19 protein-coding genes, 1 tRNA gene and 1 pseudogene are annotated in these 18,304 nt (G+C 29.8%); 11 read left to right on the top strand and 10 right to left on the bottom strand.

Annotated elements, in window-relative coordinates; genetic code table 11:
* The first annotated feature begins 14 nt into the window (after window positions 1-14).
* From BTO04_RS10960 to BTO04_RS10950, 3 genes are all read left to right on the top strand, one after another.
* Window positions 15-881, top strand: coding sequence for a M23 family metallopeptidase (locus BTO04_RS10960; protein WP_087564532.1), 867 nt, complete (start codon window positions 15-17; stop codon window positions 879-881).
* Window positions 881-2,377: a GH3 auxin-responsive promoter family protein gene (locus BTO04_RS10955; RefSeq protein ID WP_087564531.1), complete on the top strand. Its 1,497-nt coding sequence runs from the start codon at window positions 881-883 to the stop codon at window positions 2,375-2,377. Before BTO04_RS10960 ends, BTO04_RS10955 begins: the two co-directional genes overlap by 1 nt.
* Before the next feature lie 148 nt (window positions 2,378-2,525).
* Window positions 2,526-2,975 carry a 6-carboxytetrahydropterin synthase gene (locus tag BTO04_RS10950; RefSeq protein WP_087565397.1) on the top strand — a complete coding sequence of 150 codons (450 nt, stop codon included), beginning with the start codon at window positions 2,526-2,528 and terminating at the stop codon, window positions 2,973-2,975.
* A gap of 17 nt (window positions 2,976-2,992) precedes the next feature.
* On the opposite strand, the gene pth is transcribed toward BTO04_RS10950, so the two are convergent.
* The 3 genes from pth to BTO04_RS10935 form a co-directional block, all read right to left on the bottom strand.
* Window positions 2,993-3,622: an aminoacyl-tRNA hydrolase gene (gene pth, locus BTO04_RS10945; RefSeq protein ID WP_087564530.1), complete on the bottom strand. Its 630-nt coding sequence runs from the start codon at window positions 3,620-3,622 to the stop codon at window positions 2,993-2,995.
* Window positions 3,623-3,693: 71 nt separating this feature from the next.
* Entirely contained in the window at window positions 3,694-4,293 is a 600-nt protein-coding gene (locus tag BTO04_RS10940) for a 50S ribosomal protein L25/general stress protein Ctc (protein WP_087564529.1), read from the bottom strand.
* Window positions 4,294-4,313: 20 nt separating this feature from the next.
* The gene (locus BTO04_RS10935) at window positions 4,314-5,255 is read right to left on the bottom strand and encodes a ribose-phosphate pyrophosphokinase (RefSeq protein WP_087564528.1); all 942 of its coding nucleotides are present in this window, start codon (window positions 5,253-5,255) and stop codon (window positions 4,314-4,316) included.
* A gap of 124 nt (window positions 5,256-5,379) precedes the next feature.
* Between BTO04_RS10935 and BTO04_RS10930 the strand changes: the two genes are divergently transcribed.
* Window positions 5,380-5,461: transfer RNA gene (locus BTO04_RS10930), tRNA-Leu, on the top strand.
* Window positions 5,462-6,176: 715 nt separating this feature from the next.
* Here the strand turns inward: BTO04_RS10930 and BTO04_RS15760 are convergent.
* Window positions 6,177-6,989, bottom strand: a pseudogene (locus tag BTO04_RS15760) (recombinase family protein); the annotation flags it as partial.
* A gap of 252 nt (window positions 6,990-7,241) precedes the next feature.
* The gene (locus tag BTO04_RS10915) at window positions 7,242-8,111 is read right to left on the bottom strand and encodes a MerR family transcriptional regulator (protein WP_087564526.1); all 870 of its coding nucleotides are present in this window, start codon (window positions 8,109-8,111) and stop codon (window positions 7,242-7,244) included.
* A 125-nt stretch (window positions 8,112-8,236) separates the two neighbouring features.
* Between BTO04_RS10915 and BTO04_RS10910 the strand changes: the two genes are divergently transcribed.
* The 3 genes from BTO04_RS10910 to BTO04_RS10895 all read left to right on the top strand — a co-directional run bounded on the left by BTO04_RS10910 (window position 8,237) and on the right by BTO04_RS10895 (window position 9,713).
* Complete coding sequence (locus tag BTO04_RS10910; protein ID WP_087564525.1) at window positions 8,237-8,581, top strand: hypothetical protein; 345 nt, start codon at window positions 8,237-8,239, stop codon at window positions 8,579-8,581.
* Between the two features lie 3 nt (window positions 8,582-8,584).
* Complete coding sequence (locus tag BTO04_RS10905) at window positions 8,585-8,797, top strand: hypothetical protein (protein WP_087564524.1); 213 nt, start codon at window positions 8,585-8,587, stop codon at window positions 8,795-8,797.
* 307 nt (window positions 8,798-9,104) lie between these two features.
* The gene (locus BTO04_RS10895) at window positions 9,105-9,713 is read left to right on the top strand and encodes a recombinase family protein (protein WP_087564522.1); all 609 of its coding nucleotides are present in this window, start codon (window positions 9,105-9,107) and stop codon (window positions 9,711-9,713) included.
* An 81-nt stretch (window positions 9,714-9,794) separates the two neighbouring features.
* Here BTO04_RS10895 and BTO04_RS10890 read toward each other — a convergent pair whose 3' ends face one another.
* The 4 genes from BTO04_RS10890 to BTO04_RS10870 form a co-directional block, all read right to left on the bottom strand.
* Window positions 9,795-10,421 (bottom strand): DUF4468 domain-containing protein, encoded by a 627-nt coding sequence (locus BTO04_RS10890; protein ID WP_087564521.1) that lies wholly within the window; start codon window positions 10,419-10,421, stop codon window positions 9,795-9,797.
* A 246-nt stretch (window positions 10,422-10,667) separates the two neighbouring features.
* Entirely contained in the window at window positions 10,668-11,183 is a 516-nt protein-coding gene (locus tag BTO04_RS10885) for a DUF805 domain-containing protein (RefSeq protein ID WP_087564520.1), read from the bottom strand.
* Window positions 11,184-11,617: 434 nt separating this feature from the next.
* Window positions 11,618-12,409, bottom strand: a complete 792-nt coding sequence (locus tag BTO04_RS10875) for a DUF1566 domain-containing protein (protein WP_087564518.1) — start codon at window positions 12,407-12,409, stop codon at window positions 11,618-11,620.
* Window positions 12,410-12,706: 297 nt separating this feature from the next.
* Complete coding sequence (locus BTO04_RS10870) at window positions 12,707-13,291, bottom strand: DUF4202 domain-containing protein (RefSeq protein WP_087564517.1); 585 nt, start codon at window positions 13,289-13,291, stop codon at window positions 12,707-12,709.
* A gap of 192 nt (window positions 13,292-13,483) precedes the next feature.
* On the opposite strand from BTO04_RS10870, the gene BTO04_RS10865 reads away from it, so the two are divergent.
* From BTO04_RS10865 to BTO04_RS10850, 4 genes are all read left to right on the top strand, one after another.
* Entirely contained in the window at window positions 13,484-14,065 is a 582-nt protein-coding gene (locus BTO04_RS10865; RefSeq protein WP_087564516.1) for a HupE/UreJ family protein, read from the top strand.
* A 142-nt stretch (window positions 14,066-14,207) separates the two neighbouring features.
* Entirely contained in the window at window positions 14,208-14,636 is a 429-nt protein-coding gene (locus BTO04_RS10860; protein ID WP_087564515.1) for a dCMP deaminase family protein, read from the top strand.
* Window positions 14,626-16,200 (top strand): S41 family peptidase, encoded by a 1,575-nt coding sequence (locus BTO04_RS10855; RefSeq protein WP_087564514.1) that lies wholly within the window; start codon window positions 14,626-14,628, stop codon window positions 16,198-16,200. The genes BTO04_RS10860 and BTO04_RS10855 overlap by 11 nt, the downstream gene beginning before the upstream one ends.
* A gap of 15 nt (window positions 16,201-16,215) precedes the next feature.
* Window positions 16,216-16,983, top strand: coding sequence for a UDP-2,3-diacylglucosamine diphosphatase (locus BTO04_RS10850; RefSeq protein ID WP_198342058.1), 768 nt, complete (start codon window positions 16,216-16,218; stop codon window positions 16,981-16,983).
* Here BTO04_RS10850 and BTO04_RS10845 read toward each other — a convergent pair.
* Complete coding sequence (locus BTO04_RS10845) at window positions 16,980-18,251, bottom strand: pyridoxal phosphate-dependent aminotransferase (protein WP_157662457.1); 1,272 nt, start codon at window positions 18,249-18,251, stop codon at window positions 16,980-16,982. The two genes, BTO04_RS10850 and BTO04_RS10845, sit on opposite strands and share 4 nt — an antisense overlap.
* Between the last annotated feature and the right edge of the window lie 53 nt (window positions 18,252-18,304).

The raw sequence follows: 18,304 nt of genomic DNA, 5'->3' as shown, positions 1-18,304 counted from the left end.
TCAAATATTAATTTGTGGCTATAAAGAATAAAAAAAAGAGTAAATTAAAACAAAAACTGACCGATAAATACAGGTTGGTAGTTTTAAATGAAGACACGTTTGAAGAACGTTTTTCGTTAAAACTATCAAGATTAAATGCATTTGTTTTAGGTGGTGTTTTTTCAATATTATTAATTGCAGTTACAACTGTTTTAATAGCATTTACTCCAATAAAAGAATACATTCCTGGGTATTCTTCTACTGCTTTAAAAATAAAAGCAGCAAAATTAACTTTTGAAGCAGAATCTTTAAAAACGAAACTTGCAATTTTAGAAAACTATACAAAAGCTTTAAAACCTGTTTTAACAGGAGAAATTGAAGCAGAAAGTATCGATTCTATTCAAACTGATGCAAGACAACGCGTAATTGATGAAAGTAAATTAAATGCCTCTAAAGAAGATTCTTTGTTTAGAGAAAAAGTAGAAAGTAAAGATAGATTCCCCATACAAAATAATGCAAATAGTAATGTAAAAATTGTGTTTTTCGCACCACTTTCAGGTTCAATTTCACAAGATTTTGATGCTAATTCTAAGCATTTTGCAGTAGATATTGCTGCTATAACAGGGGCACCAATAAAAGCAATTGCAGATGGAAGAGTTATTTTTTCTGGCTGGAATACAGAAACTGGCTATGTTATCATTTTAAAACATACTAAAGATTTTATTTCCGTTTACAAACACAATGGGAATTTACTAAAACAACAAGGCGATTTTGTAAAATCTGGTGAAGTTATTGCTAGCGTTGGTTCTACAGGAGAATTAACTACAGGACCGCATTTACATTTTGAACTTTGGAGCGGTGGTTATGCCGTAAATCCTACAAATTTTATAGATTTTAAATAATGAGTATTAAATCTGTTTTTGCAATTCCGTTTGCTAAAATTGCAACAAAAAGAGTATTAAAATGGGCTAACAACCCCATTAAAACGCAAGATAAAGTTTTTAAAAAATTAATTTCTAAAGCTAAAAACACTGCTTTTGGAAAAGACCATGATTTTAAAAATATTAAAAACTATTCTGATTTTAAAAAACGTGTAAAAGTTACAGATTACGAAGGCTTAAGAGCTTATGTAGATAGAATAGTAGCTGGTGAATCTGATGTTCTTTGGACAGGAAAACCACTTTATTTCGCAAAAACTTCTGGTACAACTTCTGGCGCAAAATATATTCCGATAACAAAAGAATCTATGCCAACTCATATAAAAGCAGCAAAAAATGCGTTGTTATTTTATATCGCAGAAAAAAACGATGCCAGTTTTGTAAACGGAAAAATGATTTTTTTACAAGGGAGTCCTGTTTTAGAAAATAAAAACGGCGTGAAACTAGGAAGATTAAGTGGTATTGTTGCACATTATATTCCTCAATATTTACTTAAAAATAGATTGCCAAGCTGGGAAACGAACTGCATTGAAGATTGGGATACAAAGGTAAATGCAATTGTAGAAGAAACTATTAATGAAGACATGACTGTAATTAGTGGCATTCCTTCTTGGGTACAAATGTATTTTGAAAAACTGATAGAAAAAACAGGAAAATCTGTTTCAGAATTATTTCCGAATTTTAACTTCTTTATTTATGGAGGCGTAAATTTTGAACCGTATAAAAATAAATTTGAATCTTTAATTGGCAAGAAAATAGAGTATATAGAATTATACCCTGCATCAGAAGGGTTTATAGCATATCAAGATTCTCAAACAGAAAAGGGAATGTTACTACAATTAAACTCAGGAATTTTTTATGAGTTTATTCCAGCGTTAGAATTCTATGATAAAAATCCGACAAGGATTTCTCTAAAAGAGGTACAAATTGGTGTGAACTACGTCATCGTTTTAAACACAACTGCAGGTCTTTGGGGATATAATATTGGTGATACTGTTGAATTTACATCAACAAAACCCTATAGAATTAAAGTTACAGGACGTATAAAACATTTTATTTCTGCCTTTGGCGAACATGTTATTGGTAAAGAAGTAGAAAAGGCATTAAACGATTCTATTATAGGAACTAATATAAATATTAGTGAGTTTACAGTTGCGCCACAAGTAAATCCAGAAAACGGTTTACCTTATCATGAATGGTTTATAGAATTTGAAAATGAGCCAGAAAACCTAGAAGAATTTGCATCAAAAATTGATGCTTCTATGCAAGCTCAAAATATATATTATTTAGATTTGATTGATGGAAAAATACTGCGCCCTCTTGTTATTCGTTGCGTTAAAAAAGGAGGTTTTCATGAATACATGAAATCTATTGGTAAATTTGGAGGTCAGAATAAAATTCCACAATTATCTGATAATAGAAAGATTGCAGACGTTTTACAGCGGTTTTTAATAGCATAAAAAAATTAAAATATATAAAAATGGGAGGAGATTATTTATTTATAGGATTAGCAATAGGATTGGTAATTGTGTACTTTTACAACAAGTTTAGAAACAGAAGATAAATTGTCATTCTTTATTAGAAATGGCACAAGAAAATAGCACAAAAATGAGTACAATAAGAATTACAAAACAATTTAATTTTGAAACTGGACATGCTTTATATGGTTATGATGGAAAGTGTAAAAATGTTCATGGACATAGTTATAAGCTTTCTGTAACTGTTTCTGGAAAACCAATCACCGACAATACAAATGTTAAATTTGGAATGGTAATTGACTTTTCTGATCTTAAAAAAATTGTAAACGAAGAGATTGTAGATATTTTTGATCACGCAACTGTTTTTAATAAAAACACACCTCATGTTGAGTTAGCTAAGGAGTTGATAGATAGAGGTCATCATGTTTTATTAGTAGATTACCAACCAACAAGTGAAATGATGGTAATTGATTTTGCATCAAAAATTAAAAGTAGATTGCCAGAAAACATTAAACTTCATGCCATCAAATTACAAGAAACTGATTCTAGTTTTGCAGAATGGTATGCTAGTGAGAATTAGATTAAAAAGAAACTACACTACTTCCCATTAAAAGCATTCATCGTATTTGCTAAACCAGCAGTTCCAAAACTGGTAATAATTTTTGCTGATACAGGTAAACGCTCAATTAATTGGCTAGTTTCTTCTTTGTTCCATTCTCCAAGAACAAAATCTACTTGCCTTCCTTTACTATAATTACCTCCAACTCCAAATCTAAAACGAGCATATTGTTGGGTATTTAATTTTTCTTGAATATCTTTTAATCCATTATGCCCTCCAGCTGAACCTTTGGCTTTTAAACGAACCGTACCAAAATCAATATTAACATCATCTGTAACAATTAAAATATTTTCTACAGAAATTTTCTCTTTATCCATCCAATATTTTACAGATTTTCCACTTAAATTCATGAATGTACTTGGCTTTAGAAGCACAAAAGTTCTTCCTTTAAATCTAAAGGTAGCTACGTCTCCTAATTTTTCAGTTTCAAAAGTAACCTTATGTTCCTCTGCAACCTCATCAACAATTTTAAAACCAATATTATGACGTGTATTTTCATACTTCGATCCAATATTACCTAAACCAACAATTAAAAATTTCTTCATCAATTCTTCTTTAGTTTCAACTTTTATTCCAAATAAAACAGAAAAGAGGTTTCTTAAATCCATTTGGTAAAAATACTAAAATAAAAAAAGCGTTACAGAATTGTAACGCTTTTTGTAAATTATGTTTGCAAAATTTATTCTGCAGCAGCTTCTGTAGCTTCTTCTGTAGCTTCTTCTTCTTCAGCGGTTGCATTACGAGAAGTTCTTACTTGAACAACAACAGTGTTATCTGGGTGCATAAATGTATAAGAATCATTTACCATTGATGATACTAATAATTTACTTCCTATTTTTAACCCTGAAATATCAGCAGTTACAAAATCTGGTAAATTAGCCGGTAAAGCTTTTACTTTTAATTTACGGTTTGTAAAACGTAAAGAACCACCATTTAATACTCCTGGAGACGTTCCTGTTAATTTTACAGGGATGTTCATTGTAATTTCTTTATCATCAAATAACTGATAAAAATCTATATGTAAGATTTTATCTGTTACTGGGTGAAATTGAATGTCTTGTAAAATTGCAGCTACTTTGTGTCCATCAACGTTAATTGTTGCAGTATATACATTTGGAGTATAGACTAAACTTTTGAACACTTTTTCTTCTGCAGAAAAATGAACTGGTTTATCTCCTCCGTATATAACGCAAGGAACCTGACCAGCATTACGTAAGGCTTTAGTTGATACTTTACCTACGCTTTCTCTTTTTGATCCTTTAATTGTAATTGATTTCATTACTTTTTTGTATTATTTATTTACATTAAAAATTGTCCACTAATTGAAGTATTGTCTTGCACTTTGTGCATAACATCAGCAAATAATGGCGCGCAAGATACTACTTTTATTTTAGAAGTTACCTTCTTTAAAGGAATTGTATCTGAAACAATTAGCTCTGTTAACCCAGAATTTTCTATTTTCTCATACGCTCCTCCAGAAAGTATTGGGTGTGTACAAATTGCACGAACACTTAAAGCCCCTCTTTCCATCATTAAATCTGCTGCATGTGCTAATGTTCCTCCAGTATCAATCATATCATCAACTAAGATCACATTCTTTCCTTTAACATCTCCAATTAACTCCATATGCCCTATTACATTTGCTTTCTTACGTTGTTTGTAACAGATTACAACATCACAATGTAAGTGCTTAGAATATGCATAAGCTCTTTTAGAACCACCCATATCTGGAGAAGCAATTGTTAAGTTATCTAAGTTTAAGCTTTCTATATATGGCATAAAGATTGTAGAAGCATATAAATGATCAACGGGTTTTTCAAAAAATCCTTGAATCTGATCTGCATGTAAATCCATCGTCATAATTCTTGTAGCTCCTGCAGTTTGCAACAAGTTGGCAACTAATTTAGCTCCTATTGCAACTCTTGGTTTATCTTTTCTATCTTGTCTTGCCCAACCAAAATAAGGCATTACTGCTGTAATATGTCTTGCCGATGCTCTTTTTGCTGCATCTAACATCAATAACATTTCCATTAAGTTATCTGCTGTAGGAAATGTAGAACCTATCAAAAAGACTCTTCTTCCTCTAACAGATTCTTCGAAAGCTGGCTGAAATTCGCCATCACTAAAATGAGTTGTAATTACTTTTCCTAATTCCGTATTATACTCTTTAGCTATTTTTTCTGCTAAAACAGTACTTTGTGAGCACGCAAAAAGTTTTGGTGATAATTGATTTGTAGGCATTTAGTTGTTTTTTTGTTGTGTTGTTGTCTAAATACAAAAGTAGAAATTATTTATTAAGTTTCGATTTTATTTTTTCACTTTAAAATAAAATAATTTAATACATTTGCAGTCTTGTTTATTACTTGCTCAAGTGGCGGAATTGGTAGACGCGCTGGATTCAAAATCCAGTTTTTTCGGAAGTGCGGGTTCGATTCCCGCCTTGAGTACAAAGCGAGAATTTGTAGGTTTTTGACCTCTTTTTCTCGCTTTTATTTTGTCTCTATTCCCCGTTAATATTGACATTACTATGTTTTCTTTGGGAGTTCGATAACTCATTTTTTTAGGGTCATATTCAATTTGATTTGAGAACAAAATATTTTGAATATCTTTCTTTATTTCTATATCTCCTTTCTCCCAAATTCCTTTGTAATCATTGACTAATTCAAGTGATTCGTCAAGGTAGTTTTCGTAGTTCGATAAACTAAACGTGATGTTAGATAGTTCTTTATTTAAAATATCAATATCAGCTTTAATTTTAGTAGATACTTGTAGAAAAATCTCTTCATCAAGGTTTTCAGCTGCATATTTAAAATTTACATTATCTAATCTTGTTGTTTCTTTTGAAATCTTAGTCAATAATTCAGATTTCTTTATGTTATTTTCATTTTCTATGTAGTCAAATGTATATTTAAGTTGTTTCTTAAATAATGAAATATACTTTTTATCGAATGAGTATTTAGACAATAAGTCCTCAAATGAATTGTGTATTGGATTAACAGCAGAGTTGTGATGACATTTATTACACTTGTAATAGTTGTATCTTTCTTTCTTTTTATATCCCGTATATACACCTCCGCAAGAACATTTTAAATCTCCTTGCAAAGGTCTATTTTCATCCATTTTAGACGTCTTGTATATTCTAATCTCAGCTTTTTCTCCATTAACTTTCAAAAACATCTCTTCTGAAATTAAAGATTCGTGTAATCCTTCTACAACCCTCCCATTTAAATGTTTGTTTGCAATCCAACCACAATAAAATGGGTCTGATAAATATTTAGGTAAACGGCTTTTGGTTATTTTGGAACCAAGAGCTCGTGTAACTTTTAAAATCTCTGTATTACTACATCCATCCGATTTCATCTCAAATGCTTTTTTTATAAAATCAGCTTCCTCGTTGAATTTCAAGGTATATTTATCAACCTTAGTATAGCCTTTTGGGGGCATTCCAAGCCAATATCCAGATTCTAATCTTTTTATTGACCCATCAATAATTTTCATTTTTCTCTCTCTATTGTTCGAATTAGCTATAATCATCTTTAAATCGTTAAATACATCCTCACTAAAACTATCTGTAATTGAGGTTGCATTTGATTCCAAAACCTTGATTCCAAAGTTTGTTTTCAATTCTTCTACAAGAGCCACAGCTTTCATACCCTCCCTGGAAAATCGAGATATATCATACACAATAATATAACCAATCTTATTTTTTTTATTTTTTACAAATTCTAACATTTGTGGAAAATAAGTTCTTTTATTACCTAATTTTGCACTTTCATATGCTCCACCAAAACGTTCGACAACATTCAGATTATTATTTATTGCACAATCTTCACATTTTTCGAGTTGAGTTTCTAAACTGAAATTATTTTCTTGCTTTAAGGTTGAAACCCTCGTGTAAATTACCGCATTTGGGAATCTCTCTTTTGTAACGGTATTTGATTTCTTTCCGAATTTTTGAAATTTTTCATTCAGCATTTGATATGATTTTAGCTGTTAATAAACTTATGATTTTCAATTTATTAGATATAGTTTCACACTCAGTATCTGAGAGTTTTTGGTTATTTAAACTATTCCTTATTTCCTTATTTGATAAAACTCTTAAATCATTATTTTTCAATTTTAATGTTAATGTAGTAGCAGACTTGTTTTAAAAGTTTTTGCTTACCCAATTCGAACACTCGAATTATTTACTTTGGCAGAGTTTCCTCCTTTAGCCCTATTCTATCTTTAAAAATTTCTTGTATAATGAAAATCAAAAAGGTTATGTTTTCCTTTAAATATTTTTGTCTTAAATTCTAAATTAGAACCTAACCTTTTTTTATAATTTTCAGTTTCTTCATTACTTTTTGGGTCTTTTAAGCCCACTTTAATAGTTTTTAAAGTGTTACTTTTTTTTCTAATTTCAATTTTATTAGTATCGTCTGACCTTATAGCCCACAGTATAATTTTAATAGATTCTTTTTCATCATCATTCAGCAACTCTTTTTGCTTAAAATGGTCACTTAAACCTAATTCCACAAAAATCTCATCAAAAGAAATATATAGATGACTATTGTAAAATCTTCTTATATTTTTATTACCATCATCACTTTCAATATATATATCAGTATTTATTTCTCCTTCATTATTAAATATTAGAATACCCGACGGGTTTCGATTGTATAGAACCGCAAAAAGTACTTCTTCAAAATCATTTCTTCCTTTATCCTCAACGTAATTAAAATACTTTATAGTACTGTCAATTTTTCCTTGTATAAATTCCTCTGACTTGCCTTTATACATTTCTCTAACACCCTTAATTAATGGCTTATACTTTTCCTCCAAATTATCAAAACTGCGAACTTTATCAATAATTTTAGCCTTCAAGTTTTTAATCTGATTTAATGACATCCCGTAATCACGACAATTTTGTATTACACGAATCCAAAAATATTCAGACAAACTAAATCGCATCATCATATTTTTTTCAATATCATTATGTGAATTAAATAATAAGCCCTCTGTTTTCCAATGGTAAATTGTTCTTGAAGCAACTCCTAAGTCTTTTGCACTATATACTTTTTCTTGAATTATTGGCAATAAGTTGTGTACATCCATCTTTTTATGTTTTTAATAGCATTTTTAAACGCTTTGAAACGCAAATGTAATATAAAAATACATATATCCAAAGTATTGGATAAAATTTATTATATTTGTTAAACATATAATTAATAATAAAAACTATGGAAATACAATGTTTATATAGTGGTGAAGGGTTCAACCCTATTCGTTCAAACCAAAAATTTGCATCCACTAAAAACCGAATCAGCTATCATAATGCTAAACTTAAAAAAGTAAGGGATGCAAGGGCTTCTATTGATAATAAATTACATAAAAACTACTTGATTTTATTAGAATTAATGAAAGACAAAACAAAAGGAATCTTTCATAAACAATTCTTAAAAGGGAAAGGCTATTCATTTAATGTATTAACACACTACGAAGAGTATAAAAATAAAAATAGACACGCTATCTATGACTTTTTAATCATTGAAGAGGTGAACGGAATACAGATTATTAGATATTAAAATATGACGGATATAACAAAAATACAAGCGTATGAGATTCCTCCCGAAATTAATATGTTAAAAGACAAGAATATGCAATTAACCAATAAAAACAAATATCTTTTAAAACAAGCGAACATTGTTATCAGTGTAATTGCTTTTTCAACATTAGTACTTGGCATACTAATATATTATAAACAGAATAAAAAAGTAAATAGCAAAAAGTATGGTGAATAAGAAAAATTTATTTGAAGAGACGAAAAAAGAACTATTACATAATTTATACACGAGTAAAATCTTTAAAATAATACAATACGGTGGTATTGCCTTAATTGGTGTTTATAGTCTCGGTTACATTTTTAAGATATTAGCTTATACCAATAATAATTTTAAAATATTAAAAGAGAGTGTAAAACTACAATAGTAGCCTACACTTAAAATTGTGATAACAGAAATTGGAAATTGATTATCTAAAACGGCCATAAACCTTAACGCGAGACACAAAATAAGGGTAAAACGTACACTAACCTAAAATTAGTACAAAATGAAAGTTTTATACATACGAACAAGCACCATCGAACAAAACTCTGAAAGACAAAAACAGAATAAAGATGAAACTTGTAAAATTATAGAAGATAAATGTTCGGGTGCAATACCATTTTTTGAACGTGAGGGAGGAAAGAAAATCTTAGAATTAACAGAAAAAAGGGTTGTCGATGAAATTATCGTTCACGAAATTGACCGCCTTGGAAGAAATCTGTTAGACATTCTAAAGACCATTGCTTTTTTTAATACCAAAAAGGTCAATATTGAATTTAAAAAACAAGGTCTAAGAACTTTAAATGAAGATGGCTCAGAAAATGATATTTCTAAAATGGTCATCTCTATTTTAGGTGTTGTAGCTGAAATGGAACGTAAGATGATAAGAGAAAGACAGTTAGAAGGTATTGCTGTTGCAAAGGCTAATGGTATATATAAAGGTAGAAACAAAGGAACTAAAGAAAATCAAATAGATTTTTTGAATAAAGACAAAAATAAAAAAGCGTTAGACTATTTAAGCAAAGGCTATAAACAAATAGAGGTTGCAAAGATAATTGGCTTACATCCAAATACTATTTCGAAGATTAATAGAATAAGACTTCAACTAACGTAGAATCGGTAATTCTTAGTTAAAAAACCATAAAGCAACATATATTCGATATATTATTTATTTGGCACTATCATTATATTTTTCTTACCAGTCATCATCTGAACTTTTCTTATTAACGTAATCCTCAATACTTTTAAACGTTAATTTAATTTGCTCATTCCAAATAGGTAGGTTGTTTAAATAATCTTTATAATTATCTTTTATGGTTGAACTATATTTTTTAACATTCTTTTTACTCTTTTTTTCAGAATACCCCATCCCTAAAAAACCTTTATACATTGCATCTAAAGAATATTCGGTAAATGTATCTATATTTTCAAATGGCTCAAAATACTGTCTAATTGCTTCTATTCCTCCAACTTCAGAACCGTTATAAGACATACTGTTAGGTATTAAATCTATTTTAAACTTTTTTTCTCTAATAGAAAAAGTTAAAGAATTATTGATTGAATAAATAAAAACATATTTAGATACATTAAAAGTTACTGAAAAATTACCCTTTGTTATTATTTTTTCTTCTGTGTTTAATTGAATTACATCTTTAGCTGACTTATAATTTGTGGCAATCCATTCATTTAATTTCTGATAGATTTCTTTTTTGCTCAATTCTGTATTAATAACTTTAGTGTAACCATTTTTTTCTTTATTTAACATTTGTGAGTAGCTTATCAACGTAAACAGCATAACTGACATAAATAATAGTTTTTTCATAATAATATTGTTTACTCAAATATAATAAATAAAAATATAATAAAATCATTCTACCAATTCTTAACTACAGAAGAAATAGGCAAAGGAAGATTAACTGTTTTTACTTTGAAAGAAAAAACCCTACATTTCTGTAAGGTTGTTTAATAGGTTTTCTATTGAGGTCTTAATACAAATTTTGCACAGCTAACTTTTTAAAAATGACTCTTTCTCCAAACTTGATTGAACACTACTTTTGTAAGTAAAATTTTATAATTTTTTAAAAGCTTTTTCTCTATTTCTATGTGCTTCTTGAAAACCACTGTTTATTTCTAATGCCTTATCGTAATTTTCAATTGCCTCATTAAATTTACCGCTTTTGAAGAAATAATTACCTTGTTTGAGAAATGCAATTGCCCTATTCTTATCGCTAATTCGTATAACTTTAGTTGGCTTAAAAATCAAAAATAAAATTAATATAAAATTGAAGAGAGGTATAGTAATTGCTAAAAGCCAATATCTTGTAATTCCTATGTCTAACATTCTTCGAGCTGCAACAGTAAACAATGGTACAAGATTAAATAGAAGCCATATTCCGAAAATCCAATTTGTCCATTCTGGGAAATTAAATTTATTTTGGAGGTAAATGAAGCCAAAAAGTACGCCATATACGGTTATCCAAAAAAGATTAAACTCTGTTCTACTCGCTCGATATTCGATATTGAAGTAATTTTCGCTACTAACACATTTTAGATAATTATCTATAAAATCATATTTTTCATTCATATGGAAATTAATAAAAGCGTATTAAAATTTTTATTATCTATAATAGTATTAATCGCTAAATTACTAAAAATAGTAATAACAACTTCAAACATTAAGTATCTCAAAAACACTTTAAAAAAGAGTTTAAATGGAATGGGTTCTATAAGTACTGTGTATGTCTTTAAAGGAAGCGTAAAGGGTTACAATACACTCAGTAGTTTGTGTTTTTTATATGTTTCTGTAAACTCTCTAAGCCTATCAAGGTCTTTCAAGAAAAAGTTCGATAATTGGACTACATTGTGTACAAAATATCCCCAAAAATAATAATTTATTCTTGGGGATATATTTTTTTTACTCGGCCGCTTACTCGGCACTTATTAAATTACGCACCCTTTAATATTTTCTTGAAAGGTGCTCGTGAGACCGCTTCGCTTAATTGATAAATAATTAAATAACTAAAAAGCCCGAACTGCACGCACGTTGACTGTGTAGTACTTATAGTAGTTGGCCTGATTACCAGCGGAGAAATTCTGAATCCACGCGCTATTGGTATCGTACTCCGTAGAACTCCAGTAGTAATTACTAAATGCACTAAACCCAGAGACCCCCTCTAAAGTTGTTTTATTAATATACATTTGATTTAAATCCTTTACACTTGGTAAAAACCATTGTGCACCTAAAGACCTTGCCGCTAAAGCAGCGGGAGCAGTAGGGCAATCATTTAGTATAGCATTCGTATTACTAACACCATCTCCTATTTCTGCACCAAGACCAATAGGTGGGTTACTGCTAACATTCGGTACGTTTGGTAAATCTTGACCATAACAACCCCATTCTACAGAAGTTGCATAATCTGAAAAAGCACATACCAAACCGTGTATTTCTCCTGAAACAAAGCCAGGTTCATCGCTTTCAAAAATATAGAAAACAACACCGCCATTAACAACATCACCAATATTATAAGTAGCAGAAGTAGCAGCAGCACTTAAACTTACCCAATTGGCTGTTGTAGCATCTCCTTCATTAATCTGTAGCGTGTTTGTAGTAGTATTAAATAACACTAATCCTTTTGCAGCACTAATAGCATCACGCTGGGTCTCTGTCATTCTTGGTACAAGTAACCCCCCCGTAGTAGAGGTAATATCCAATGCCGCAGAGATATCTGGGATTACTGTGTTTATGCCTATTTGGGCAAAGGTTGTTGTAGTAATAAAGAACGTCGCTAAAAATGTGATAATGTGCTTCATAGAGTAATTAGTTAATTAATCAAGTTACAAAACTATAGTGTTAATTATTATACGCCAAATAATATCTACCTTTTTTTTACAAATAATTAAACAGTCTGTGCTCTAGCTGTGAAATCTCTCAACCTATCTAAATCTTGCAAGAAAAAGTTCGATACTTGGAGTGGGGTGTGTACTTTTAAAAACCTTAACTACTTTATTTTAAGTTAGTTGAGGTTTTTTATTTCGAATAACAACAACCATTTTACAACTACTTTTAAAAACGGTTAATTTAAAGTATTTTTTGTAGTGTTTGTATTTTCAAGAAATCGCTTGTTTTACCAAAGCTAAACTTTTTTCAGAAAATGGAAGTTTCAAAGCAGCTTCATGTCCTTTATCAGACATTTTTACCCAAGTTTTCTTTAAAATATCAATTATTTTTTCGTCAGCATGTTTTGCTGCAAATTCATCAAAATAATAATCTAAAAAAACCAAACAAATAATATCTTCTAAAATTTGAGGCTCTTCATTTTTCTTAATCAGTTTTTTAAGAATAATTTCCTGAACTCTGTCTACAAATTGAGTATCAAAACCAACTTGTTGTAAGATTTCTCCAGTAATATCTGCATGCATTTTTTTTAGGGTTTCACGCCATTTTAGATACCCAACTCTATCCATTGTATATTCATTTCTTTGAATTTTCCAACGACAAATATGTTGTGCTCTCGCTGCAATTTGAAGCGCCTTTGAAGCATTTGGCTCAAACTGAAGCAACGTTCTTGTCATCCTTTGAGAATACAATAATTCTTTAGGATACTCTAATCCTTCTACTTGATACGTATTTGTATCTTCAGCGTTTTTTTTATCAATAATTGCAATAGCAGTTTCAAATCTTGTTGGCTTCATTTTCTTGGTTTAATCTGAGAAGCCAATATACTCATTTCAATCAGTAATCTTTAAAGGATATGTTTCAGTTTTCATTAGAAAAGCTCTTACTTGAGTATTCCATAAAAGAAACAGGAACTCTGTATTTGAAAAAAACAATTAATTACTTAATCCTTTTTAATATCTTTGAATTCCTCTGAAATCAGATAGAAAATGAACGATTTTATCCTCTACTTTAAAATGGGTCTTAACCACGTGTTAGACTTTTCTGCTTACGATCATATTTTATTCTTAATTGTTTTAGCTGTTGTGTTCAGTTTTAATCAATGGAAAAAAGTAGTGTGGTTGGTTACCTTTTTTACAATTGGGCATTCCATAACTTTAGCACTATCTGCTTATGGCCTTCTAAAAATAAGAATGGATATTATTGAGTTTTTAATTCCGTTAACTATTTTTATTACAGGTGTTATTAATGTTTTAACAGCTAAAAAGTCTTCATCAGGAAAAGAAAATATAAACTTAGTTTTTGCGTTGTTCTTTGGGTTAATTCACGGACTTGGTTTTTCTAATTATTTTAAAATGATGATTGGAAAAGAAGAAGATAAATTATTACCTTTATTAGAATTTGCACTAGGGATTGAAGCATCACAAATAATTATTGTTTTTGGAATATTAATTTTAGGAACTATATTTCAAAATTTCTTTCGCGTTTCTAGAAGAGATTGGATTTTAGTTTTCTCATCTATCGTTATTGGTTTTGCGATACCTATGATGATTGAGCGTGTTTTTTGGTAACATGAAAAAATATAGAGGTTTATCTCTAATTCAAATTTAATTGTCTTTCCCGTAAAAACGGAAATCCAAATAGCTAATTTTAATTAACATTTTTGTCTGTTTATTAACATGATAGTTATTCAAATCTTTCTATTTTAGCTTTATGACTGAGATAAAACAACTAAAATATGATACAGCCTACTTAAAAATGGCTTTTGAATGGGGAAAACTCTCTCATTGTAAACGGAAACAAGTTGGTGCTTTAATAGTGAAGGGAAGAATGATAATTTCTGATGGCTTTAACGGAACGCCAACTGGTTTTGATAATTGTTGCGAAGATGAAGAAGGGTTAACAAAATGGGAAGTTCTACATGCAGAAGCAAATGCAATTTTAAAAGTTGCATCTTCCACTCAATCTGCAAACGGAGCAACTTTATATATTACACTATCACCTTGCACACAATGCAGTAAATTAATTCATCAAGCAGGAATAAAACGTGTTGTTTTTGCAAACTCATACAGAGATACTTCTGGTATTCAATTTTTAGAAAAAGCAGGTGTAGAAATAATGCATTTACCATATGAAAAATAGAAATAATCTTCCAATTTACTTTTCTTTAGCTGTAGTTTTTGGTATTTTAATTGGTGTTTCTTTTAGCGGAAACTCAACAAGTATGTTGTCTTTTACTAAAGGTTCAGCCCAAGAATTAAAAATAAAAAGGCTTATTAATTTTATTGATAAAGATTACGTAGACAAAGTAGATACAGATAATTTATTAGACGGTGCAATTACACAAATGTTAGGAAAACTAGACCCACATTCTGTGTATATTCCTAAAGAAAACTTACAAGCTGTTACAGAAAGTATGCAAGGTAATTTTGTAGGAATTGGTGTTCAGTTTAGAATGATTAGTGACTCAATTACTATCATTCAACCAATAAAAGGTGGCCCAAGTATTAAAGCGGGTATCAAAGCTGGAGACAGAATTTTAATGGCTGATAAAGACACGTTGTTTGGTAAAAAAATGGTAAGTGGTAATGTTCCTGAATATTTAAAAGGAAAACCAGACACAAAAGTGGCACTGCAAATTTATAGAAAAACGAACGATTCTCTTTTTACAATTAATCTTAATCGTGGAAAAGTAAACATTAAAAGTGTAGACTTAGCCTACATGGTAAATGATTCTGTTGGGTATATAAAACTAGATCGTTTTGCAAGAAACACCTATAAAGAATTCAAATCTTCTTTAACTCATTTAATGGATGATGGAATGACTGATTTAATTCTAGATTTACGTGGAAATGGTGGCGGTTTTATAGACATTGCTAACAGTATTATTGATGAATTTTTAGAAGATGATACCCTAATCGTTTTCACAAAAAACAACAAAGGTAAAATTGAAGAATCTTATGCAACCTCTAAAGGAAGTTTTGAAAAAGGAGGTTTATATGTTTTAATCGATGAAAACTCCGCTTCAGCATCAGAAATTGTTGCAGGAGCATTACAAGACAATGATAAAGGAACCATCATTGGACGTAGATCTTTTGGAAAAGGTTTGGTGCAAATAGAAATGGATTTAGGCGATGGCTCTGCAGTGCGTTTAACAACTGCACGTTACTACACACCAACGGGTCGTTCTATTCAAAAACCATATTCTGGGGATGGAAATAAAAATTATTATAAAGATTTTCAACAAAGAATTACCAATGGAGAATTACTAAGCAAAGATAGTATAAAAGTAATAGATTCTTTAAAATACAAAACGCCAAAAGGCAAAATTGTTTATGGTGGTGGTGGTATTATTCCAGATGTTTTTGTAGCAATAGACACCACTTCTTACATGTCTAATTTCTATTTTAATAGTATCAATAATTTTGCTTTTAAATATGTAGACAACAATCGTAAAGATTTAGAAAAATGGACACTAGCTTCTTTTGTTTTAGATTTTGATACAGATGAAAAAATTTTTGACACTTATTTATCTGATATTAAAGACACAGCAAAACCTTCATTTAAAACTAAACAAAGCATTAAGAAATACCTAAAATCTTCAATTGCAAATGCGCTATTTGGTGATGAAGGCTTCTATAGAGTTATACATAAAGATGATAAAATGATTCAGAAAGTTTTGGAGTTGGAAAGTAAAGAGGAATAACGTTTCTTTGTAGCAATGATTACAATTACAACTTCAGAAAATAAAAAAGTCTATTTTGCTTCAGACCAACATTTAGGAGCTCCAACACAAGAAGCTAGTTTTCCTAGAGAGAAAAAGTTTGTGGCTTGGTTAGATACAGTTAAACAAGATGCAGAAGCTATTTTCTTGTTAGGAGATTTATTTGACTTTTGGTTCGAGTATAAGACAGTTGTTCCAAAAGGATTTGTACGTGTTTTAGGTAAACTTGCAGAAATTAGAGATAGTGGAATTCCTATTTATTTCTTTGTTGGAAATCATGACTTATGGATGGATGATTATTTTGAAAAAGAATTGAATATTCCTGTATATCACGCTCCACAAGAATTTATCATCAATAATAAAACTTTTTTAATTGGTCATGGAGACGGTTTAGGGCCGGGTGATAAAGGATATAAACGAATGAAAAAAGTCTTTACTTTTCCTTTATTTAAATGGATGTTTCGCTGGTTACACCCAGATTTAGGTGTAAAGTTAGGGCAATATATGTCTGTAAAAAACAAATTGATTTCTGGTGATGAAGATGCAAAATTTTTAGGCGAAGAAAATGAATGGTTAGTTCAATATTGTAAGCGTAAATTATCTCAAACACATTACGATTATTTTATTTTTGGTCATAGGCATTTACCTCTAGATATTCAATTACAAGAAAATAGTACCTATATTAATCTTGGCGATTGGATACAATACTTCACATTTGGTGAATTTAAAAACAGTAAATTATCTTTAAAAAAGTTTGAAAATTAACATTGTAAATCAATAACAAATTTCTTTATTTTTTCTACGCCATTAAAAATATTTGGTGAATTTTCTTTTATGAAATTAGTATCAATATTTTGATTTTTTTGATACGTTTTCATCATATTTTCTCCATCAAAATCTACAAATGCAATTCTAAAAAAGAAATCCTCTTTTTTAAAACCGAAATCAATACCAGGCAGCATTGCAAAATTATAATTCTCTAAAACATAATTTGCCAAATCAAAACTACTAGAAATTCCTAATTTTAAAATAGCAGCTTTGTGCAAGTTAAATCCAATTAACATATAAAAAGCTCCTTCAGATTTGGTGCATTCAATCTTTACTTCCGAAAGTTCTTTAAAAATAAATTCTGAAATTTTTTTTAAAATAGCTGCACTAGTTTCCACATATTTTTTCAAATCAGTAGGGTATTCAAAAGCTTTTATGGCAGCAAATTGAATAGGGGAAGAAACACAGCTAAATGTTTCACTAAAAAGCGATTTATAGACATTTTGAAGCGCTTGCAGCTCATTGGGTAACATCATGTAACCTAACCGATATCCACCTGCAGAAAAGACCTTGCTTAAACCTCCAAAAACAATTGTTTTTTCAGGGTAGAATGCTGAAATACTTGGCGAATAGCTTTCCGAAAAGTTGATTTGAGAATAAATTTCATCAGAAAAAACCACTACATTATATTTTCTACACGCAAGAGCTAACGCTTTATATTCTTCTTTTGTGTAAACGGCTCCTGTAGGGTTGTTTGGTGAGTTTAAAATTAAAACCGTTTGTTTTTTAGGTGCTTTATTCTTGAAAAAAGCATTCAAATTATCTGCAGTTAATTTAAAATCGTTTTCAAAATTGGTTTCTAAAATATGATACACACCACCTTTAGATTGTATTTGAGGAATATAACTAACCCAACTTCCTTTTGGTATTAAAAATTCGGCATCAAAAATTAAAATGGATTGATACAACAACTCTTTACTTCCGGGTCCTATAAAAATAGTCTCTTTTGTGGTTTTAATATTTTGATTCTTTTTTAAAAAAAGCACTATTTCTTCTCTTAATTTCTCTAAACCCGCTACTGGTAAATAATGGTTATTTTCTGCGTTTTCTTTTAACGCAGCAACAATACTAGTATGAATTGGAAAGGGAGATTGACCAAAACCAAAATGACTAATTTCTTTCCCATTTATTCTTAATTCCTTTACTTTTTCATTAATTAAGAGTGTAGAAGATTGTTTTAATGATAAGATATTTTGATTAATCATAATTATATAGCATCTTTTATATTTATAAAAATACTCATTTTTAAGCATAAAAA

Origin of the sequence: Polaribacter sp. SA4-10 (assembly GCF_002163835.1) — a bacterium.
Taxonomy (GTDB): domain Bacteria; phylum Bacteroidota; class Bacteroidia; order Flavobacteriales; family Flavobacteriaceae; genus Polaribacter.
This window is presented reverse-complemented; position numbering and strand designations above follow the sequence as displayed.